This is a genomic window from Amycolatopsis sp. NBC_00355 (genome assembly GCF_036104975.1).
In the GTDB taxonomy this organism is placed as follows: Bacteria; Actinomycetota; Actinomycetes; order Mycobacteriales; family Pseudonocardiaceae; genus Amycolatopsis.
In genome coordinates this window covers 6,372,501-6,391,414 of record NZ_CP107982.1, presented here as the reverse complement: position 1 = coordinate 6,391,414, position 18,914 = coordinate 6,372,501, and the positions used below count along the sequence as shown (strand labels likewise).

Sequence of the window (18,914 nt, the reverse complement as noted above, 5' to 3'; positions counted from 1 at the left end):
GTTCCCGGGCTGTCGTGCTCGTCCGGCACTCGGTCTCCTTTCGCGCGATCACTGGGCGGCTCTTCGACTTGGCCGTGTTCCCCCGCGAGAGGTGATCGTTCCCCCGGAGGTTTTCGTTATCGTACGGATACCCCCCGTTCGTGACGACACCCTCCCGGAATTTTCTTCACCTTGAGTCGACGAACGGCCGCCTGGCGTCGACAAACGGGTGAAGGCGGCATTACGCAATCCGGGGTAATCCGGAGTTTACGTTACTCTGAGTGGGTTATTAACCGAGTCGTTTGTTCGTCGTGATAGGCGACTTTGTTCCGCCCGGCACGTTTCGCGGCGTAAAGCAAGGTGTCCGCGCACCGAAGCTGACGCTCCGGGCTGGGCTCCGCGTCCGGTTCGGTCGCGCAGTCGTGGGCAAGCCCGGCACTGATCGTCACGCGCAGTCCCGGCTGAAGTTCTGACCAGGGGTGACGGGCGACGCGCACCCGGGCGGCGTCGACGATGCGAACGGCGGCCCCGACGTCGACGCCGGGCAGCCACAGCACGAACTCCTCGCCGCCGTACCGGGCGCAGAAGCCGTCTTCGGGCAGCTCCTCCTGGAGGAGGTCGGCCACCCGGCGGAGGACGCGGTCGCCGACGAGGTGACCGTACGTGTCGTTGACGCGTTTGAAGCGATCGAGATCGATCAACGCGATCCCCAGCGGCGGCCGCGGCCGGGCGGTCTGGCGGCCGGTGAGCGGTCCGTACAGGCGCTCGTCGAGGTACCGGCGGTTGTAGCTCGACGTCAGCGCGTCGCGCAGGCTGCCGTCGCGGGCGATGTCCAGCGCGGAGCGCAGGTGCTGGTAGGCGCGGCGCCAGTCGCCCTGGGTCGCGAGCAGGCTCGCGACGGTCTCGTGGAGGCGGAGCAGGTCCGGCGGTCGCGGCCCGCCGGCCCGGCGCAGCGCGCCTTCGTCCTCGGCGACCATGCCCACCTCCACCACGCATTGGTTGTCGTCGTAGAGGTGGCCGCGCTTGAGGTGTGGGTACGGACGAAAGTGAATTTCGCTCAAACGGGAGGCCGATGGTGACTCAACGGAGTCGGGTCGTCAGAGGTTCGAGAACGGTGCGATGCCCTTGAGCTGCGCGTACTGGTCTTTGGCCCAGTAACTCACATTAGCCGTCTTGTCGTTCAGCAACTCCGTGTAGTCGCGCCACGGGATCCAGCGCCACCCGCCGACCTCGGCCGGGTTCGGTTCGGGGTCGGTGTCGGCCCAGGCGGCGAACACCGGGCAGAACTCGTTTTCGACGATTCCCTCGAACGGCGGCGTCCGGTACCGGTACTTCGGCAGCACGCACTGGAGGTCGGCCAGCGACGGCAGCCCGATCTCGTAGGCGGCGCGGCGGCGGACGGCGTCTTCGAGGGACTCGCCGGGCGCGGGGTGCCCGCAGACGCTGTTGGTCCAGACCCCCGGCCAGACCTTCTTGTCGTGGGCGCGCTGGGTGATCAGCAGGGCCTGGTCGCTGCGGCGCAGGACGTAGCAGGAGAACGCCAGGTGCAGCCGGGTGTGCTCGTGGTGGCTGGCCAGCTTGGGCCCGGTCTCGCCGGTGGGCACCCCGTCCTCGGTGACGAAGACGACGCGCTCGGTCTCGGTTTCGGTCGCGGTATCCACGCGTCCCAGTGAACACGACCGCCACCGGACGGCCGTACCGCAAGGCGGGTGGCTGCGACGCTCACGGCAGGGTGATCGGCTGTTACCGCGCGTTGAGGTGCTCGACGAGCAGCGTCGTCACGGCTTCGGGTGCCTCCTCGGGCGCCCAGTGCGTGACGTCCTCGAGCATCTCGAAGCGGTAGGGCCCGGTGACCCAGTTGCCGGTGTCGAGCGCGGCGGTCGAGCCGAACGAGACGTCCTCGGTGCTCCAGACGTACAGCGTCGGCAGGTCGATCTTCCCGATCTTCCCGCCGGGCCGGCCCGCGCGGTACCAGTTGAGCGCGGCGGTGAGCGCCCCCGGCTCGGACAGCCGCTGGATGTACTCGTCGACCTTGCCGGGCGAGATCCGCCGCTCGAACATGTCCCGCAGCGCCCGCCCGTTGTTCTCCAGCATCCGGCGCTCGGTGACGCGCGTCTGCCGCCACTCGGTCATGTACTGCGTCCGCAGGTACTGGTCCTCGTCGTTTTTCATCGCGGCGGAGAGAGCGGCGGGATGCGGCGTCGAGACGACGGCAAGACTGCGCAGCCGTTCGGGGTGCGCGTCGGCGGTCCACCAGGCGACGGCCCCACCCCAGTCGTGCCCGACGAGGTCGAACTGCCCCCACCCGAGCTTGTCGGCGATGGCGACGACATCCCCGACAAGGTGATCGATCCGATAGTCGGCGGCCGGTTCGGGCCGCACCCCGGGCGAGTACCCCCGCTGATCCGGCGCGACGGCCCGGAAGCCGAGCACCCCGAGCGTGGCGACCTGGTGCTCCCACTCGACCGCGGCTTCGGGAAAGCCGTGCAACAGCATCACGGGCCGCCCATCTTCGGGCCCGGCGGCAATGGCATCGAAGGAACCGGCTTCGGTGGTGACGCTGATGTGGTCGATCACAGGCCCGAATCTACTGGCCGCTGGGGAACGCCAGGCCAACGGCGTAGGCCCTTCGCTGGTCCGACAGCGCTCCCGGTCCCGACAGGTCGACACCGCGGGAGGCCGGGGACGGTCCGGACCAGGAAGCGGTACAGGAACGCGGTATCGAGGTCGGTCGCGAACAGGTCGTCGTCGGTCAGGGCGGCGCGGTCGAACGTCTCGCGCGCCGCGTCCACCGCGGCGGCCCGCTCGTGCTCCGGCAGAGCGCGGAACTCGACGTCGAGGAACGGCAGCAGCCGGTCGGCCACCCGCGACTCGAGATTGGTGAACAGCAGCCGGAGCTTGCGTCGGTCGTTGAGCCCGGTGACCTGCTTCTCCGGCAGGTCGAAGACCTGGCGTCGGCCGCGATGGTCCGGTCGCCCAGACACCTTCGCGGCCGCTTCACGACTGCGGTGGTCAACACGATCGCCGATGCGTCGAGGCTCCCTGGTCGAGCCTAGCCGAGCACCTCCTCCGACGTGGCCACCTTCACCAGCGGGCCGTACAGGCGCAGGATGTCCAGCGTCTTCGCGTGGCTCTCGTCGTCCACTCCCGCGCACGCGTCCGAGACGACGGTGACCGCCACGCCCGCGTCCGCTGCCGCCAAGGCGGTCGACAGTACGCAGCAGTCCGTCGATACTCCGGCCAGTACCAGGCGTGCGCCGCCCACTCGGGTTGCCAGGCGTGGGGTCCACTTGCCGAATGTGGTCGCGTCCACTGTGGATGTCGGCTGGAACTCGGGGATTACTTGGTACAACGGCGACTCCGGTGGTTGCAATGCGAACGGCCACCGCGCGTAGTACTGCTTCCACGCGCCTTCGGGGCGATCGGGCGCGATGAACCGGGTGAACACGACGTCATTGCCGAACGCCTTCACCAGGCGGTGGATCCGGGGTACCACCTCGGCGAAGCGCGGCGTGAACCATTCGCTCGCCGGGTCGGCGAAGATGTTCTGCAGGTCGATGACCGCCAGGATCGACTTCACGCCGCCTCCTGGGCGCGGATCCGGCGCTTTGTCGCCAGCGTGACGGCGAACCCGAGCACCAGCGCCACCAGGACGCCGAGGTTGGCGAACGCCCACGAGCCGTCGCGGCCGCCGAGGCCGAACGGTTCCAGCAGGTAGCCCTGCCAGTTCAGCCAGCCCGCGGACGTGTTCGTCACCAGGCCCCAGCCGAGTGCCGTCGCCACCAGGATCAGCGCGATCGGCCCGACCCGGACGTCGCCGTAGCGGCCCGCCCGGTCGAACAGGTCCTGCTCGGCGTAGTCGCGGCGGCGCAGCAGGACGTCCGCCAGCATCACGCCGCACCACGCGGCCACCGGGACGCCCAGTGTGACCAGGAAACCCTGGAACTGTCCCAGGAATCCGTCGCTGAAGAAGACGATGTAGATCGTGCCGAGCACCATGAGCACGCCGTCGACGAGCGCCGCGATCGGGCGGGGGATCCGCAGGCCCGCCGAGAGCAGCGCCAGCCCGGACGAGTAGATGTCCAGTACCGCGCCGCCGACCAGGCCCAGCACCGCGACGATCGCGAACGGCACCAGGAACCACAGCGGCAGCAACGTCGTCAGCGCGCCGATCGGGTCGAGGCCGATCGCTTTGCTCAGCTCGGGCGACGAGCCGGCCAGCAGCAGCCCGAACACCAGCAGCACCAGCGGGGCCACCGACGCGCCGAACGTCGTCCAGCCGATCACGCCCCGCCCGGACGACGACCGTGGCAGGTAGCGCGAGTAGTCCGCGGCCGCGTTGACCCAGCCGAGGCCGAAGCCGGTCATCAGGAACACCAGCGCGCCGATCCACTGCTGCGCCGAGCCCGACGGCAGCGCGCTGACCGCCTCCCAGTGGACGTCACCCGCCACGAGGATCACGTAGACGATCGTGAGCACGCCGGTGATCCAGGTGATCCACGTCTGCAGTTTCATGATCGCGTCGAAGCCGAGCACGCCGGCGCCGACGATCAGCACCGCCACCACGATCAGCGCGATCACGCTCGCCGCCGTGCCGTCACCCCAGCCGAGCCGCTTGACGACGGTTCCCGTGGCCAGTGTCGCCAGTGCTGTCAGCACGGTTTCCCAGCCCACGGTGAGGATCCACGAGATCGCCGACGGCAGCCGGTTGCCGCGGACGCCGAAGGCCGCACGTGAAAGCAGCATCGTCGGCGCGGACCCGCGTTTGCCCGCGATCGCGACGAAACCGCACAGCAGGAACGAAAAGACGATCCCGACGAGACCGGCGACCAGTGCCTGCCAGAACGAGATGCCGAACGCGAGCGTGAACGAGCCGTAACTCAGCCCGAGCACCGAGACGTTCGCGCCGAACCACGGCCAGAACAGCCCGCGCGGGCTGCCGCGGCGCTCGGCGTCGTCGATCACGTCGAGGCCGTTGGTCTCCACTTTGAGCTTGCGTTCGGTCGTGGTCATGGCTTTTCCCTGGTCAGTAGGCGGTCGATCGCCGCGCGGTCCGGCGCGGTCGCCGGGCCCGGGCGGGTCACCGAAAGCGCGGCCGCCGCGTTGGCGCGCACGGCGGCGTCGAGGAGGGTACTGCCGCGCAGCAGTTCCGCGGCCAGTACGCCGCAATGCGTGTCACCGGCGCCGTTCGTGTCGACGGCGTCCACGGAGAAGCCCGGGATGTCGGTCGTCCGGCCGTTTTTGTGGACGCGGCAGCCCTTCGCGCCGTCGCGGACGACGGCGACCGGGGGCAGTTCGCCGAGCACCTCGGCTTCGCGCGCGGTGCAGCTGAGAATGTCTACTATGGACAGAAGTTCACGGAGGTCTCCAAGATCAACTTCGGCGATGAGTGGGCCGGGATCGAACAGAATCCTCGAGCCGGGCAGATGAGGCAGCCAAGCGAGGAGCGCGGTTCGATTGATCTCGTGCAACAGACTGTACCCGGTGACGTAGACGACGTCGTCACTCTTTGGGTGGACATGGTCGAGGAGTGCGGGACGCAGCCGTCCTTCCGCGCCGGTGCCGGTCGCGAAGGTGCGCTCGCCCGTCGCTTCGACCAGCACCACGACGACGCCGGTGTCCAGGTCCGGCGTCGGTTCGTGCGCCACTTCGATGCCTTCACGGGACAACGCGGACCGGGCGAGATCACCGAAGGCACCGGTGCCGTGGCTGCCGGCGTACAGCACGCGGGCGCCGGACCGGGCGGCCGCGGACATGACGTTGAAACCGCCGCCTGGCAACAGATCCGTGGACGAAGCCAGGACGTCTCCGCCGCGAAGGGGCAGCGTCGGCACCGCCATGACCAGGTCGAGCACGACCTGTCCGGTGTGCACCAGCCGCCCGGTCACCGCGCGCGCCGTCTCAGGGTGAGCAGCTCGTCCACGAGCGGCCCGAAGTCGAGGTGGTTCACGGCGAGGACGGTCTCGGCGAGGTCCGCCGGGATGGCGGCGACACCGTGCGCGGCGCCGAGCATGGCGCCGCAGATCGCGGCGACGGTGTCGGTGTCGCCGCCGAGCCCCGCGGCCAGGCGCAGCGCCGCGGCCGGGTCGTCACCCATGGCTTCGGCCAGCGCGAAAGCGGCCACGACGGACTCCTGCGACGCGACCGAAGTCCCGATCACCTGGCCGACCGCGTCGGCGACGGCGTCGTGCGTCATGCCCCGCACCCAGCCGCGTGCCCAGCGGATCCGGGCGGCGATCTCCCCGCCGGCCGCCCAGTGCCCGCGTTCCCCGCCGACGACGGCCGCGCGCTCGCCGGCGTCGAGCGCTTCGGGCAGGCTCGCGCCGTCGACCCCGGCGGAGACGGCGGCCGCGACCGCCGCGGCGGCGGCGATGCCGAGGCTGGTGTTGTGGGTGACGCGCGCGGTCGCGACGACCGCGTCGACCAGGGCGTGCAGGTTGCCCGACGGCGTGGCGATGCCGACCGGCGTGACGCGCATGGCGGCGCCGTTGGTGGTCCCGCCGCGACCGGCTTCTTCGGCCGGGACGCCGTCCTGGAGACGGGAAAGCGCGCGTTTCGTCGACGGGCCGAGCAGGTCCGCGGAGCCGCGGCGGACCATGTCCGCCTCCCAGATCAGCAGGGCGTCGGCGAAGACGTGCGGGTCGACGGTGCCGCGGCCGTCGATGAGCAGCCGGGCCAGCAGGATGGCCTGCTCGGTGTCGTCGGTGATCGAGCCGGCGGGCATCGACGGCGCGACCGGCTGCTCGGCGACGGCGGTGAGCAGCCCGGTGACCGGCCCGTAGGCGGCGGCGATGGCGGCGCGGGACATGGACTGCGTCGGCATCCCGAGCGCGTCGCCGACGGCGAGCCCGGTGAACGCGCCGAGCGCCCGGTCCCGCGCGTTCACCGGTGTCCGAAGGTGAGGTGGAACTGGAACCGATCGGGGTCCAGGAGGCTGACGACGCGTTCGACGAGCCGGCCCTCGACGTCGACCGAGGTGCGCTCGGCGCGGAGGAAGAGCTCGCCGATGGCGCGGCCGAGGAGGTCGGCCGCGCAGGCGTCGAGCCGTTCGGTGCTGATCCACTGGTCGCCGCCGGTGGAAATCCGCCCGGCGGCTTCGAGCGTCTTGGTCAGGGAGCCGTCCTGGAGGCCGGTTTCCGGGAGCTCGGCCAGCGGCCCGACCGCGGGCACGGTCGCCGTCTCGAGGGAGATCCCGCGGCTGTGTTCCCGGCGCAGGCGTCGTACCGCGATGTAGTTGTGTTCACCGAATTCCTCGGCGAGGGCCCGGTCTTCGACGGCTTCGATGCCGAGCAGCTCGGTGGTGACGGGCGCCCCGGCGTCGGCGAGCGCGCGGGCCCAGCCGAGCCGCTGGTCGAGCTGGACCCCGTCGAAGGTGACGAACGAGCCGACGCCGGCCTGGGTGGAGATGAGCTCGAGCTGCTGCAGTTCGGAGAGCGCGCTGCGCACGGTGCCGCGGCTGACCTGGTACTGCAGCGCGAGCTGGTTCTCGCCGGGCAGCCGATCGCCGTGGGCCAGCCGCCCGGACCGGATGAGGTCGGAGAGGTCGCCGACCAGCTGCTCCCGCTTGGTGTACATGTACACACCTGTACACCCGTGGTTTCCGCAGGTCAAGCGGCGACGAGCGCACGGTCGTCCGTCTTGGCCTCGTTCGCGACCATCTCGCCGGCCTCGGCGCTCATCGCCCCGGCCACGACCATGATCACGGCGAAGGAACCGATGAACAGGACGGTGCTCAGCCACACCATGGTCTCGACGGGCAGCGTGAAGGCGCCGACAACACGAGCCGCGCTCTCCAGCACGAAGCCGATACCCCAGACGAAGCTGGCGCGACGAAGGACGGTCTCGAACCGGCGGTTACCGGTGAGGCGCTCCCAGGCGCCCTCGTGATCGGCCTTGCCGTGGGTGAGGAACGGGCGCAGTGCCTTGGTCATGATCGGCTGCGCGGTGAACGCGGAGATCAGGATGACGAGCCCGGTGATCCCGCTGCCGATCGAGTCCTTGGCGATCATCATCCGCGCGTCCCCGGCGACGAAGGTCAGCAGCATCCCGACGACGTTGGTCACGAGCACGACCAGCGCGAGGCCGTTGAGGGTCCGGTGCTTGGCGAACTGGAAGAGCGTCCGGGCCAGCGGGACGACCCCGCTCAGCGCGAGCGAGAGGAAGACGCTGAAGCCGAGCGAGTGGAGGCCGTAGTAGACCCCGGTCGGCACCGCGATCTCGACGGCGAGCGTCTGGAGGAGCGAGGCGGGAGCGCTGTTCTTCGTCATGGGAAGAGCTTGGCGCGGCAGGAAGACCGGCGAGGATGCCGTCCGCCACGACTTCGGGCTGACAGATGTCATGGGCGCGCCCGGACGAAGTCCGCGAGGTCGGTGCCGTGGGCTCAGAGCTGCGCACCGGCCGGAGAAGGATCTGGCGCAGCATGAAGAAGAGGCGGCGAACGTCGCCGCGGGGAGGCCGTCAGCCGCCGGAGTGCATGTCTTCGGTCTCGGGGACGCAGTTGTCGTCCGGATCGTCGAGCCAGCCGTGCGGCAGCGTGACCTTGCCCGGGGAACCCTGGCGCCCACGCGGGCCGTCGGCGTTGTCGGGGAACGGGGCGTCGTGGTCGAGGCGGCCGATGAGGTCGTCGAGTTCGGGGAGGCCGGACACCATCGCGAAGCCGCGGCGGAGTTCGGCGCCGACCGGGAAGTTCATGAAGTACCAGGCCATGTGCTTGCGCAGGTCGCGCAGGGCCTTGGTCTCGCCGTCGTGCTGGATGAGCAGCTCGGCGTGGCGGCGCAGCACGCCGGCGACCTCGCCCAGGTTCGGCGGCGTCGGCAGCGAGCGTCCGGCGAACGCGGCTTCGAGCTCGCCGAACAGCCACGGCCGGCCCAGGCAGCCGCGGCCGACGACCACGCCGTCGCAGCCGGTCTCGGCGACCATGCGCAGGGCGTCGGCGGCGGAGAAGATGTCGCCGTTGCCGAGCACCGGGATGCTCGTGACGGCTTCCTTGAGCGCGGTGATCTTCGTCCAGTCTGCCTGGCCGGAGTACCGCTGCGCGGCGGTGCGCGCGTGCAGGCTGACGGCGGCCGCGCCCTCGGCCTCGGCGATGCGGCCGGCGTCGAGGTAGGTCAGGTGGTCGTCGTCGATGCCGACGCGGAACTTCACCGTGAACGGCACGTCCCCGGCGGCCTTCGCGGACTCGCGCACGATGTCGCCGAACAGCTTCCGCTTGAACGGCAGCGCCGCGCCGCCGCCCTTGCGCGTCACCTTCGCGACCGGGCAGCCGAAGTTGGAGTCGATGTGGTCGGCGAGCCCCTCGCCGACGATGATCCGGACGGCTTCGGCCATGGTCTTCGGGTCGACGCCGTAGAGCTGCATGGACCTGGGCTTTTCATCCGCCCCGAAGGTCATCATGTGCATGGTCCCGGGGTGCCGTTCGACGACGGCCCGCGCGGTGATCATCTCGCAGACGTAGATGCCGGCGCCGTACTCGGCGCACAGCTGCCGGAAGGCGACGTTGGTGATCCCGGCCATGGGCGCGAGCACGACCGGCGGATCGACCTCGTACGGGCCGATCTTCAGCGCGGGCTTGCTCAGCAGGGCGGTCACGTCCTCCATTGTCACCTGTGCTGTCGATCACGTCGACCAGGGGCCGGAGTCGGATCCCCGTGAACGGTTCTCGTGGACGCCACGTGTTCGGGGGGTGGAGGCGAGACGCAGGGAGACGGCCGGTCCGAACGCGCCGGTCGGGGTGGATCCGAGCCGGGCCAGCGTCGCGCGGATGTACGACTTCGTGCTCGGCGGGAAGGACCACTACCAGGTCGACCGGGACGAGCTGGGGCGGCTGCAGCGGGTGCTGCCCGAGGTCGCGGACCTGGCCCTCGAGAACCGCCGGTACCTGATCCGCGTCTGCCGGTTCCTCGCCGAACGCGCCGGCGTCGACCAGTACCTCGACTGCGGGTCGGGCCTGCCGACGACGGAGAACGTGCACCAGGTCGTCCAGCGCGTCGAAAAGCTGTCCAAGGTCGTCTACGTCGACAACGACCCGGTCGTCGTCGCGCACGGGCGGGCGTTGCTCGAAGAGAACGACCGGACCCGGTTCATCAACGGCGACATCTTCGCGCCCCGGACGATCCTGGGTCACGATCTCGTGCGCGAGCACTTCGACTGGTCGCGGCCGCTCGCGCTGATGTTCGTGGCCGCGCTGCACCACCACAAGGGCGATCGGCACCGCCCCGCCGAGATCATGCGCGAGTACGTCGACGCGCTGCCCGCGGGTTCGTACGTCGCCATCTCGCACCTGTTCGACCCCGGCGAGGGCGACGACCACGACGCGGTGGCGGCCTTCCAGCAGGCCGTCGCCAGTGGCTCTCTCGGCGGCGCGACCGCGCGCACCGAGCGGGAGATCGAGGAGCTGGTGGCCGGCCTCGAGATCGTCGACCCGGGGATCGTGCTGCTCGCGAACTGGTGGCCGGACGGGCCGAGCCTCAAGCCGCTCAACTCCGCCCAGCGGCTCATCGCCGGCGTCGTCGCGCGCAAGCCCTGACGCGCTATTCCTCGGCGAGCACCTGCGCCGCGCGGAGGAACGCCGCCCGGTCGGCGGGCGGCAGCCGGGCCAGCAGCCGCTCTTCCTTCGCCTGGATCCGGTCCTGCGCGGCCCGCCGCCGTTCCCGGCCCGTGGGCGTGATCTCCAGCAGGCGGACGCGGCGGTCGGCGGGGTCCGGCTCGCGGCTGATCAGGCCGTCGTCCTGCAGCTCGTCGAGCGTGCCGATGATCCGCGTCTTGTCCGCGCCGATCGCCTGGGCGAGCGCGGCCTGGGTGCGCACCGGGGCGTCGTCGAGCGCGCTCAGCACGACGTAGCCCCACATGCTCAGCCCGTGCTCCTCGAGCACCGGCGTCTCCAGCGCGACCAGGCTGCGCACCAGCCCGCCGAGCATCGCCGCGAGATCCGGTCGCTTCGCCATGCGCCGACCTTAACGGCTTGACAGATAATAAGCGTGCGTAGACGATAGGCGTATGCATATCAATGAACTCGACGCCGTCGCCACCCGGACCAGCCTCGATCTTGTCGCCCGCAGCACGCCGGCCGACTTCGCGAGGCCGACGCCGTGCGCGGCGTGGACCCTCTACGGCCTCGTGGCCCACATGACCACCCAGAACCTCGGCTTCGCCGCCGCCGCGGGCGGGGACGGCGACCTCGCCCATTGGAAACTCGTCTCCCTCGGCGACGACCCGATCGCCACCTACCGCGACTCCGTCACGCAGGTCCTGGACGCCTTCGCCGCCATCGACCGCGAGGAAATCCCGCTGCCCGAGTTCAGCACCGAGGTCACCTTCCGGCCGGAGCAGGCGCTCGGCTTCCACTTCGTCGACTACGTCGTGCACTCCTGGGACGTCGCGCGCACCCTCGGCCTGCCGGTCCACTTCGACCAGGACGTCCTCGACGAAGCCCTGCGGATCACCGAATCCGTCCCGGGTGGACAGTCGCGGCTCGTCCCCGGCGCACCCTTCGGGCCGGCGGCCGACGCCGGCGAGCTGTCCGGTTTGGACCGCGTCGTCGCGCTTCTCGGCCGTTCGCCGAACTGGCCGGAGGACCTAGAGTCGGCGGCATGACGACCACACCCCTGCGCTGGGGAATCATGGGCACCGGCGGGATCGCCGGCGCCTTCGCGGAAGACCTGAAGCTGACCGACTCGGGCGTCGCCGCCGCTGTCGGATCGCGCACCGCCGGGAGCGCGGACGCCTTCGCCGACCGGCTCGGCATCAAGACCCGGCACAGCAGCTACGAAGCCCTGGCCGACGATCCCGACATCGATGTCGTCTACGTCGCGACGCCGCACCCGATGCACCACGGCAACGCGCGGCTCGCGCTCGAAGCCGGCAAGCACGTGCTCGTCGAGAAGCCGTTCACGATGAACGCCGAGGAGGCGCGTGACCTCGTCGCGCTGGCCCGGGAGCGCGGCCTCTTCCTGATGGAGGCGATGTGGACGCGCTTCCTGCCGCACATCAAGCACGTCCGGGAACTCCTGCCCCGGCTCGGCGACGTCGTCACGGTCACCGCCGACCACGGGCAGTGGTTCGCCGAGGACCCGGCCTTCCGGCTGTTCGCGCCGGAACTGGGCGGCGGCGCCCTGCTCGACCTGGGGATCTACCCGGTTTCGTTCGCGTCGATGGTGCTCGGCACGCCCGACCGCGTGCTCAGCATGGCGGCACCCGCGTTCACCGGCGTCGACGCGCAGACGTCGATGTTGTTCGGCTACAGCGGCGGCGCGCAGGCGGTGCTGAGCTGCACGTTGCGCGCGGTCTCCCCGACCACGGCGACGATCGTCGGCACGGACGCGCGGATCGAGATCGAAGGCCCGTTCTACGCGCCCGCGTCGTTCACGCTCATCCCGCGCGAAGGTGACCGGAGCCGCTTCGAGTACGTCGACGAGGGCCGCGGCCTGCGGCACCAGGCCGACGAGGTGGCGCTGCGGCTGGCCGCCGGCGAGGTCGAGAGCCCGCACATGCCGCTCGACGAGACGGTCTCGATCATGACCACGATGGACCAGGTGGTGGCCGCGACCAGGACGTGACCGGGGTTTGAGTAGTGCTACGGATCCGCAGGTGGGGGCCGGTGCGTGACGCTGTGCGGTATGACCACCGACGCGAATGTGCTCCTCCGGCTCGCCGGCGAGATCGACGACCTGGGGCGTCGGCTCGCACTGGTGGGTTCCGAACTGCGGACCGCCCAGGGCGAGCCGGCGCCGCCGAAGCAAGCTGAAACGCCGAAGCAAGCTGAAACGCCGAAGCAGGCTGAAACGCCGAAACCGGCCGACGCGCAGCCGCGACCGCGGGCGCCCCGGCCGGAGGAGACGATGCCGCCTCCGCAGCCCCAGCCCTACCCGATGCCCCCGCCTCCGCCGCCCTGGCCGCCGCAGTACCAGTGGCAGCCGCCCCAGCCTCCGCCGCAGCAGCGGTACTTCACGCCCCAGCCGCCGCACCGGCCCGTTCCGCGGCCGACGCTGGGCGAGAAGCTCGGCAAGGAAGGCGCGGGCAGCCGGGTCCTGGCCTGGGTCGGCGGTGGCGTGACGCTGCTCGGCGTCGTCCTGCTGCTGGTCCTGGCCGTGCAGCGGGGCTGGCTCGGGCCGCTGCCGCGGGTGCTCGTCGGCGCCGCGTTCGGGCTGGCGCTGACCGGCGCCGGCGTGTGGCTGCACCGCAAGCCCGCCGGCCGCACCGGCGCGTTCGCGCTGGCCGCCACCGGCATCGCGACGCTCTACCTGGACGCCGTCGCGGCGACGTCGCTCTACGAGTACCTGCCGGTGCTCGCCGGGCTCGCGATCGGGCTGGCGATCACCGTCGGCGGGCTGCTCGTGGCCGTGCGCTGGGCCTCGCCGCTGCTGGCGTCGGCCGTGGTCGTCGGGTGTGTCGTGTGCGCGCCGATGATCACCGGCGGGTTCACCGCGGAACTGGTCACCTTCCTGCTGATGGTCCAGCTCGCGACGACGCCGGTGCAGCTGCGCCGCGACTGGTCGTCGCTGGCGCTGGCCGCCGGGATCCCGCCGCTGCTCGCGTCCGTGATCGCCACCGTGGTCGAGGGCGCCGGCGGCAGCTGGGCCACCACCGCCGCGGCGGCCGGGACGTCGGCCGCCGGGATCGCGCTCGCGCTGATCGTGCTGCGGCGCCGGGAAAACGACCCGGCCGCCCTGTCGCTGCTGGCGACGGCGGTCGTGCCGACGCTCGTCGCCGCGCTGCTGCTGCCGAAGATCCAGGCCGTGCCGGTCGCGGCCGGCGCGGGTGTCGTGCTGCTCGCGGTGTGGGCCACGCGCAAGTTCTGGAGCGGCCTCGCCGGGCAGCTGGCCGGGCTCGCCGGGCTGCTGGCGATCCTGCAGGCGACGGTCACGCAGTTCGACGGCCCGGCCCGCGCCGGGGTGCTGCTGGGCGAGGCGCTGCTGCTCGTCGTGGCCGCGCTGGGCGGGCGCAACCGCCTCGCGCTCGGCGCCGCACTCGGCTTCGCGACCCTCGGCGGCCTGATCGGCGTCTTCTTCGACGTCACGCCGGCGCTGCTGATCCTCCCGCGGCCCCGCACGACAGCCGACCTGGCCGGCGCGCTCGCGGTGTCGCTGCTGATCCTCGCCGTGTCGGTCGCGCTGCCGTGGGCGGCGGCAAGGCTGGAGATCTTCAAGGGCCCGTCCGACGACCTGCCCGTGTGGCTGCTGGCCGGGGTCGCGGCGCTGTACGGCGCCGGCGGGGTCGTGCTGAGCGGGTCCCTGCTGGCGCTGCCCGGCCGCACCGGGTTCCTGCTGGGCCACGCGCTGATCACGGTGTCCTGGACGGTCGCCGCGCTCGTCCTGCTGCTGCGCGGCATCGACCTCGTGGCGCTGCGGGTGATCGGACTGGTCCTGGTCGGCGCCGCGGTGCTGAAGCTGGTGCTGTTCGACCTTTCCGCGCTGGACGGCCTGGCACGGGTCGGCGCGTTCCTCGGCGCCGGGCTGGTGCTGCTGGCGGCCGGCTCGCGGTACGCCCGGCGCGTCGCCTCGCGGTAGAGCGGGAAGAAAATGTCGGTGCCGCGTGGTTACCTGGATCACAAGTCCGACCGATCAGGGGAGCACGAAGCCATGGCAGCACCGAAACTCGCCGACCGCGCCGGGGAACCGATCGGCTGGCTGACCACCGTGACGCCGAAGGGGCGGCCGGCGCCGCGGCCGGTGTGGTTCGTGCTCGACGGTGACGACATCCTGGTGTTCAGCCGGCCCGACACCGCGAAGCTGCGGCACATCGAGGCGAACCCCGAGGTCACGCTGAACCTCAACAGCGACGACCACGGCGGTTCGATCCTGGTGGTGAACGGGACGGCGCGGATCGAGGAGGGCAAGGCCTCGGAAGCGCCCGGTTACCTCGACAAGTACGGCCCCCGCTACAGCGCCATCGGCTTCGAGACACCGGATGCGTTCGACGCGGCGTACTCCGTGCGCATCCGCGTGGTGCCGGACCGTTCCTGGGGCTTCTAGAAGGCGACGTCCAGGCAGGCGAGGCGGGCGCCGGCAGTGCCCGCGTGGCCGGGCTCGGTGTGCGTGTGGGTTTCGTGCAGCACCACGGAGCCCGCGCGCCGCGCGTCGAACTTCCAGTCCACAGTGGACCGGGCGAAGCCGGTGCCCAGCCGGTCGGTGGTGAAGTCGAGCCAGATCTCGTTGCGGGGGTTCGCGTACGCGGGGTCGACCGACGGCTTCACCGGGTCCGGCACGTGCTGGAAGTGCGGCCCGGCGGCGTCACCGGTGGCGCCGCACGGCTGCGCGTGCGCGTGGGCGCCGTAGGAGTGGCCCGGCGGCAGGCCGGTGACGACGAGGGAGGTCGTCGTGCTCGCGTGGGCGCCCGAGAGGCTGAACACGTGGGCCCGGGCGCCGGGCGGGACGAGGTCGGGGCGGTACGTCACCGCGTGCGCGCCGGGGGCGTACGCGGTGAACGTGCCGCCCGCGGTCGTGGTGTGCACGGATGACGCCGCGGCGACACCGGGAACCAGGACAGCGAGAGCGGCGGCCACGACGACGGAGGGGAGAAGGCGCATGGTGCTTCTCTAGCGGGCGCGCGCCGGGCCCCGCCATGATCGTCACGCCAACGAGTGACGCCCTTCTCAGAAGGTGGGCGCTCCCGGGTCCGCGTATCGTTTTGCCGTGCCCGAACACACCGGCGAAACCCGCAACCAGCAGCTGACGCGCAACGTCGGCGAGCTGCTCCAGGAGCTGCGGGTGGCGCAGGCCGGCGTGCAGATCCTCTTCGGCTTCCTGCTGTCGGTCGTGTTCACCGACCGGTTCCACAACGCCAGCGGTTTCGAGAAGTCGCTGCACCTGACCGCGGTGATGCTCTCGGTGGCGGCGACGGCGTTGCTGACCGCGCCCGCGGCGTGGCACCGGCTGCTGTTCCGCACCGGCAGCCGCGAGCGGATCCTGACCGTCGGCAACCGGTTCGTGCTGGTCGGGCTCGTCTGCCTGGCCCTGGCGATCACTTCGACCGTCGCGCTCATCGCGAAGGTGGTCTACGGCGTACCCGCGATGATCGTCGTCGCGGCGCTCACGCTGCTGATCTTCGGCGTGCTGTGGTTCGTCATCCCGTTCCGGCTGCGCCCGCTGACCGGTGACCCACTGGACGGTGACCCGCTGGAGGACGCTCAGCCGACGGGCCCGCCCAAGTAGAGCGTGTCCTCCTGGACGAAGCAGAGCGGGTTGCCGAACGGGTCGTCGGCGTAGAAGGAGCGTTCGCCCCAGAACTGCGTCGCGATGGAGTCGTCGAGCCACCGCGGCCCGGCGGCCCGCACCCGCTCGAAGACCTCGTCGACGTCGTCGACCGCGAGGTAGACGATCCGCGGATCCTTGGTGGGCCGCGCTTCCCGGTGTTCGAGCGGCGCTTCGACGCAGGCGAGGACCACACCGCCGCAGGTGAAGTAGTGCCGGTTGAGTGCGATCCGCTCACCGGGGTCGCCGATGACCCGCGCGTAGAACGCGACCGCCGTTTCGATGTCGTCGACGGGCTGGATCATCCGGAACACCCGTGGACCGCTCATGCCCGGAGACAATACCGGTGATCACCGGCTGTCCGGCGGTCGGTGCGAAGCTCTTGACAGCGGGTGGACAATAAAAAATCGACGTGCTCTCCGAATAAATAGGAGAACCCGCCGAATGTGTTGTCAGTCTAACCGCTGTGAGGGGAACTTGTCAAATCAGGGGTACGACGAGGAATTGCGGGCCGAACGCGCGTACACAGCCGGGCTGTACGCGCGTCTCGACCGCGAACGCGCGCAGGCCGCGGCCCGTTTCCGGGCCGCACTGGGGGAAACCGGGATCGCGCTGGTCGAGCGCGACGCCGACGTGCGCGTGCGGGGGCGCGAGACGGCACGGCTGAACGTCGTCGACAACGGGCTCTGCTTCGGCAGGCTGGACGCCGTTTCGGGAGAACGGAGTTACATCGGCCGGATCGGCATCTTCGACGCCGAAAACGACTACGAACCGCTGTTGCTCGATTGGCGGGCGCCGGCGTCGCGCGCGTTCTACGTCGCCACCGCGGCGTCGCCGGAAGACCTGCGGCGACGCCGGCAGTTCCACACGATGGGCCGCCGGGTCGTCGACTTCACCGACGAGGTGTTCGGCCGTCCTGGTCACGGTCGGTCCGGGGGGTCGTCTCCCCGGGAGTACCACGACGAACGCGGCGACGCGGCCCTGCTGGCGGCCGTCAACGCGCCGCGCGGTGAGGGGATGCGCGACATCGTCGCGACCATCCAGGCCGAGCAGGACGAGATCATCCGGCTCGGCCACGCGGGCGTGCTGGTGGTCGAAGGCGGGCCCGGCACCGGCAAGACGGCGGTCGCGCTGCACCGGGTGGCCTACCTGCTCTACACCCAGCGTGAGCGGATGTCGCGTAGCGGTGTGCTGGTGGTCGGGCCGAGCCCGGTGTTCCTGGACCACATCGGCCGCGTGCTGCCCTCGCTCGGCGAGTCGGACGTCGTGTTCCTGACCACCGGCGGCCTCGTGCCGGGCCTGCGCGTCACCGCCGAGGACCGGCCGGAAGTGGCGAAGCTCAAGGGCTCGCTGAAGATCCTCGACGTCCTCGCGGCGGCGGTCGCCGACCGGCAGAAGGTGCCCGACGAGCCGGTTCCGGTCGAGCTGGCCGACGTCACGGTCGAGCTCGACGAAGACGTCGCCGACGAGGCGAGGACCGAGGCGCGGCGGTCGGGGCTGCCGCACAACGAAGCCCGTGCGGTGTTCCGCGGGGCCGTCGCGCAGATCCTCACCGAGCGGGCGGCGGCGGTGATCGGCGAGGGCTGGCTGAGCCGGGAGGACCGCGGCGCGTGGGCGAACCTGTGCGCCGACGTCCGCGAAGAACTGGCGGAGCACGAGGAACTCGGCGCCGCGCTCGACGCGTTGTGGCCGTCGCTGACGCCGGAGACGCTGCTGGCGCCGCTGTACCTGTCCCCGCGCCGGCTGCGGGCCGCCGGGGCCGACCCGTCGCTGGCCCGCGCGGACGGCGCGGCCTGGACGGTTTCGGACGTGCCCCTGCTCGACGAGCTGGCCGACCTGCTCGGCCGGGACGAAGCCGCCGAACGCGCCGCCGCGAAGCAGCGGGCGGAGGAGGACGCCGACTACGCCGCCGGCGTCATGGACCTCCTGAAGCTGGACCGTGAGGAGCTGGACGAGGACGTCCAGCTGGTCGCCACGGACCTGCTCTACGCCGAAGACCTCGCCGGCCGGTTCACTGAGCGCGACACCCGTGACGTCGCCGAACGCGCGGTCGAGGACCGCGACTGGACGTACGGGCACGTCGTCGTCGACGAGGCGCAGGAACTGTCCGAAATGGACTGGCGGGTGCTGATGCGGCGGTGCCCGAGCCGGTCGTTCACGATCGTCGGCGACCTCGCGCAGCGGCGGTCGGCGGCCGGGGCGACGGCGTGGGCGCCGGTGCTCGCGCCGTACGTCGCCGATCGCTGGCAGTACCGGGAACTGACGGTGAACTACCGGACGCCGGCGGAGATCATGACCGTCGCGGGCAAGCTGCTCGCGGAGTTCGCACCGGACGCCCGGCTGCCGGAATCCGTGCGCGCGAGCGGGGTCCGGCCGTGGTCCAGACAAGTTGCGGACGGCGACTTGCAAGCCGCCATCGACGAATTCGACAGCGTCGAAGGCGGCCGCGAAGGAACGAGTGTCGTGATCGGCCCGGCGGGGGTGCCGGGCACGGTCCCGCCGTCGGCGACCAAGGGCCTGGAGTTCGACGCCGTTCTCGTCGTCGAGCCCGGGCGGATCCTGGCCGAGGGGCCGCGTGGCGCGGCCGAGCTGTACGTCGCGCTCACCCGCGCCACGCAGCGCCTCGGTGTCCTGTACCGGGACGCCCTGCCGTCGTCGCTGGCCGGGCTCGCGGAAGCCGGGGTACCGGTTTCCGCCGGCTATCGGCGGTTCCTCTAGCGGGCCGGGGGTGGCGGGCGGGGTCTCGGC

Annotated in this window: 21 protein-coding genes; 7 read left to right on the top strand and 14 right to left on the bottom strand. The window is 71.2% G+C overall.

From position 1 onward, the window contains the following. Positions 1 to 251: 251 nt before the first annotated feature. From OHS18_RS28875 to dusB, 11 genes are all read right to left on the bottom strand, one after another. Positions 252 to 956 (bottom strand): GGDEF domain-containing protein, encoded by a 705-nt coding sequence (locus OHS18_RS28875; protein WP_328447346.1) that lies wholly within the window; start codon positions 954 to 956, stop codon positions 252 to 254. Positions 957 to 1,076: 120 nt separating this feature from the next. Further along, the gene (gene idi / locus OHS18_RS28870; protein WP_328613039.1) at positions 1,077 to 1,640 is read right to left on the bottom strand and encodes an isopentenyl-diphosphate Delta-isomerase; all 564 of its coding nucleotides are present in this window, start codon (positions 1,638 to 1,640) and stop codon (positions 1,077 to 1,079) included. Between the two features lie 82 nt (positions 1,641 to 1,722). Further along, complete coding sequence (locus OHS18_RS28865) at positions 1,723 to 2,556, bottom strand: alpha/beta fold hydrolase (RefSeq protein WP_328447350.1); 834 nt, start codon at positions 2,554 to 2,556, stop codon at positions 1,723 to 1,725. Next, positions 2,553 to 2,963 (bottom strand): NACHT N-terminal Helical domain 1-containing protein, encoded by a 411-nt coding sequence (locus tag OHS18_RS28860; protein WP_328613038.1) that lies wholly within the window; start codon positions 2,961 to 2,963, stop codon positions 2,553 to 2,555. The genes OHS18_RS28865 and OHS18_RS28860 overlap by 4 nt, the downstream gene beginning before the upstream one ends. A gap of 68 nt (positions 2,964 to 3,031) precedes the next feature. After that, entirely contained in the window at positions 3,032 to 3,559 is a 528-nt protein-coding gene (locus tag OHS18_RS28855; protein ID WP_328613037.1) for a cysteine hydrolase family protein, read from the bottom strand. After that, on the bottom strand, positions 3,556 to 4,992 hold the full coding sequence (locus OHS18_RS28850; protein WP_328613036.1) for a purine-cytosine permease family protein: 1,437 nt from the start codon (positions 4,990 to 4,992) through the stop codon (positions 3,556 to 3,558). The genes OHS18_RS28855 and OHS18_RS28850 overlap by 4 nt, the downstream gene beginning before the upstream one ends. Continuing rightward, positions 4,989 to 5,867 carry a PfkB family carbohydrate kinase gene (locus tag OHS18_RS28845; RefSeq protein ID WP_328613035.1) on the bottom strand — a complete coding sequence of 293 codons (879 nt, stop codon included), beginning with the start codon at positions 5,865 to 5,867 and terminating at the stop codon, positions 4,989 to 4,991. The genes OHS18_RS28850 and OHS18_RS28845 overlap by 4 nt, the downstream gene beginning before the upstream one ends. Further along, a complete protein-coding gene (locus tag OHS18_RS28840; protein ID WP_328613034.1) occupies positions 5,864 to 6,865 on the bottom strand; it encodes an ADP-ribosylglycohydrolase family protein in 1,002 nt (333 codons plus the stop codon). The genes OHS18_RS28845 and OHS18_RS28840 overlap by 4 nt, the downstream gene beginning before the upstream one ends. After that, positions 6,862 to 7,554 carry a GntR family transcriptional regulator gene (locus OHS18_RS28835; RefSeq protein ID WP_328613033.1) on the bottom strand — a complete coding sequence of 231 codons (693 nt, stop codon included), beginning with the start codon at positions 7,552 to 7,554 and terminating at the stop codon, positions 6,862 to 6,864. Before OHS18_RS28835 ends, OHS18_RS28840 begins: the two co-directional genes overlap by 4 nt. Before the next feature lie 32 nt (positions 7,555 to 7,586). Further along, positions 7,587 to 8,246 carry a VC0807 family protein gene (locus OHS18_RS28830; RefSeq protein WP_328447362.1) on the bottom strand — a complete coding sequence of 220 codons (660 nt, stop codon included), beginning with the start codon at positions 8,244 to 8,246 and terminating at the stop codon, positions 7,587 to 7,589. A gap of 190 nt (positions 8,247 to 8,436) precedes the next feature. Next, complete coding sequence (dusB, locus tag OHS18_RS28825; protein ID WP_328613032.1) at positions 8,437 to 9,576, bottom strand: tRNA dihydrouridine synthase DusB; 1,140 nt, start codon at positions 9,574 to 9,576, stop codon at positions 8,437 to 8,439. A gap of 85 nt (positions 9,577 to 9,661) precedes the next feature. Here dusB and OHS18_RS28820 point away from each other — a divergent pair, with 85 nt between their 5' ends. After that, entirely contained in the window at positions 9,662 to 10,504 is an 843-nt protein-coding gene (locus OHS18_RS28820; protein ID WP_328447366.1) for an SAM-dependent methyltransferase, read from the top strand. Positions 10,505 to 10,508: 4 nt separating this feature from the next. On the opposite strand, the gene OHS18_RS28815 is transcribed toward OHS18_RS28820, so the two are convergent. Then, positions 10,509 to 10,922: a MarR family winged helix-turn-helix transcriptional regulator gene (locus tag OHS18_RS28815; protein WP_328447367.1), complete on the bottom strand. Its 414-nt coding sequence runs from the start codon at positions 10,920 to 10,922 to the stop codon at positions 10,509 to 10,511. A 52-nt stretch (positions 10,923 to 10,974) separates the two neighbouring features. Between OHS18_RS28815 and OHS18_RS28810 the strand changes: the two genes are divergently transcribed. The 4 genes from OHS18_RS28810 (at position 10,975) to OHS18_RS28795 (ending at position 14,948) form a co-directional block, all read left to right on the top strand. Continuing rightward, complete coding sequence (locus OHS18_RS28810) at positions 10,975 to 11,571, top strand: TIGR03086 family metal-binding protein (RefSeq protein ID WP_328613031.1); 597 nt, start codon at positions 10,975 to 10,977, stop codon at positions 11,569 to 11,571. Then, positions 11,568 to 12,533: a Gfo/Idh/MocA family protein gene (locus OHS18_RS28805; protein ID WP_328613030.1), complete on the top strand. Its 966-nt coding sequence runs from the start codon at positions 11,568 to 11,570 to the stop codon at positions 12,531 to 12,533. Before OHS18_RS28810 ends, OHS18_RS28805 begins: the two co-directional genes overlap by 4 nt. Before the next feature lie 60 nt (positions 12,534 to 12,593). Beyond that, positions 12,594 to 14,483, top strand: a complete 1,890-nt coding sequence (locus tag OHS18_RS28800) for a DUF2339 domain-containing protein (RefSeq protein WP_328613029.1) — start codon at positions 12,594 to 12,596, stop codon at positions 14,481 to 14,483. Between the two features lie 72 nt (positions 14,484 to 14,555). Beyond that, positions 14,556 to 14,948 (top strand): TIGR03667 family PPOX class F420-dependent oxidoreductase, encoded by a 393-nt coding sequence (locus OHS18_RS28795; RefSeq protein WP_328447375.1) that lies wholly within the window; start codon positions 14,556 to 14,558, stop codon positions 14,946 to 14,948. On the opposite strand, the gene OHS18_RS28790 is transcribed toward OHS18_RS28795, so the two are convergent. Continuing rightward, a complete protein-coding gene (locus OHS18_RS28790; RefSeq protein WP_328613028.1) occupies positions 14,945 to 15,502 on the bottom strand; it encodes a superoxide dismutase in 558 nt (185 codons plus the stop codon). The two genes, OHS18_RS28795 and OHS18_RS28790, sit on opposite strands and share 4 nt — an antisense overlap. A gap of 106 nt (positions 15,503 to 15,608) precedes the next feature. Here OHS18_RS28790 and OHS18_RS28785 point away from each other — a divergent pair, with 106 nt between their 5' ends. Beyond that, the gene (locus tag OHS18_RS28785) at positions 15,609 to 16,127 is read left to right on the top strand and encodes a DUF6328 family protein (RefSeq protein ID WP_328447379.1); all 519 of its coding nucleotides are present in this window, start codon (positions 15,609 to 15,611) and stop codon (positions 16,125 to 16,127) included. On the opposite strand, the gene OHS18_RS28780 is transcribed toward OHS18_RS28785, so the two are convergent. Then, positions 16,103 to 16,495: a VOC family protein gene (locus tag OHS18_RS28780; protein WP_328447380.1), complete on the bottom strand. Its 393-nt coding sequence runs from the start codon at positions 16,493 to 16,495 to the stop codon at positions 16,103 to 16,105. The genes OHS18_RS28785 and OHS18_RS28780 overlap by 25 nt on opposite strands. A gap of 148 nt (positions 16,496 to 16,643) precedes the next feature. On the opposite strand from OHS18_RS28780, the gene helR reads away from it, so the two are divergent. Next, positions 16,644 to 18,884, top strand: a complete 2,241-nt coding sequence (gene helR, locus OHS18_RS28775; RefSeq protein WP_328613027.1) for an RNA polymerase recycling motor ATPase HelR — start codon at positions 16,644 to 16,646, stop codon at positions 18,882 to 18,884. The last annotated feature ends 30 nt before the right edge of the window (positions 18,885 to 18,914 follow it).

Excerpts from the sequence above, each read along its gene's own strand:
- OHS18_RS28815 (WP_328447367.1), bottom strand. The coding sequence starts at position 10,922 with ATGGCGAAGCGACCGGATCTCGCGGCGATGCTCGGCGGGCTGGTGCGC.
- OHS18_RS28790 (WP_328613028.1), bottom strand. The coding sequence starts at position 15,502 with ATGCGCCTTCTCCCCTCCGTCGTCGTGGCCGCCGCTCTCGCTGTCCTG.
- OHS18_RS28800 (WP_328613029.1), top strand. The coding sequence starts at position 12,594 with ATGACCACCGACGCGAATGTGCTCCTCCGGCTCGCCGGCGAGATCGAC.
- OHS18_RS28805 (WP_328613030.1), top strand. The coding sequence starts at position 11,568 with ATGACGACCACACCCCTGCGCTGGGGAATCATGGGCACCGGCGGGATC.
- dusB (WP_328613032.1), bottom strand. The coding sequence starts at position 9,576 with ATGGAGGACGTGACCGCCCTGCTGAGCAAGCCCGCGCTGAAGATCGGC.
- OHS18_RS28810 (WP_328613031.1), top strand. The coding sequence starts at position 10,975 with ATGCATATCAATGAACTCGACGCCGTCGCCACCCGGACCAGCCTCGAT.
- OHS18_RS28795 (WP_328447375.1), top strand. The coding sequence starts at position 14,556 with ATGGCAGCACCGAAACTCGCCGACCGCGCCGGGGAACCGATCGGCTGG.
- OHS18_RS28875 (WP_328447346.1), bottom strand. The coding sequence starts at position 956 with ATGGTCGCCGAGGACGAAGGCGCGCTGCGCCGGGCCGGCGGGCCGCGA.
- OHS18_RS28835 (WP_328613033.1), bottom strand. The coding sequence starts at position 7,554 with ATGTACACCAAGCGGGAGCAGCTGGTCGGCGACCTCTCCGACCTCATC.
- OHS18_RS28780 (WP_328447380.1), bottom strand. The coding sequence starts at position 16,495 with ATGAGCGGTCCACGGGTGTTCCGGATGATCCAGCCCGTCGACGACATC.
- OHS18_RS28830 (WP_328447362.1), bottom strand. The coding sequence starts at position 8,246 with ATGACGAAGAACAGCGCTCCCGCCTCGCTCCTCCAGACGCTCGCCGTC.
- OHS18_RS28850 (WP_328613036.1), bottom strand. The coding sequence starts at position 4,992 with ATGACCACGACCGAACGCAAGCTCAAAGTGGAGACCAACGGCCTCGAC.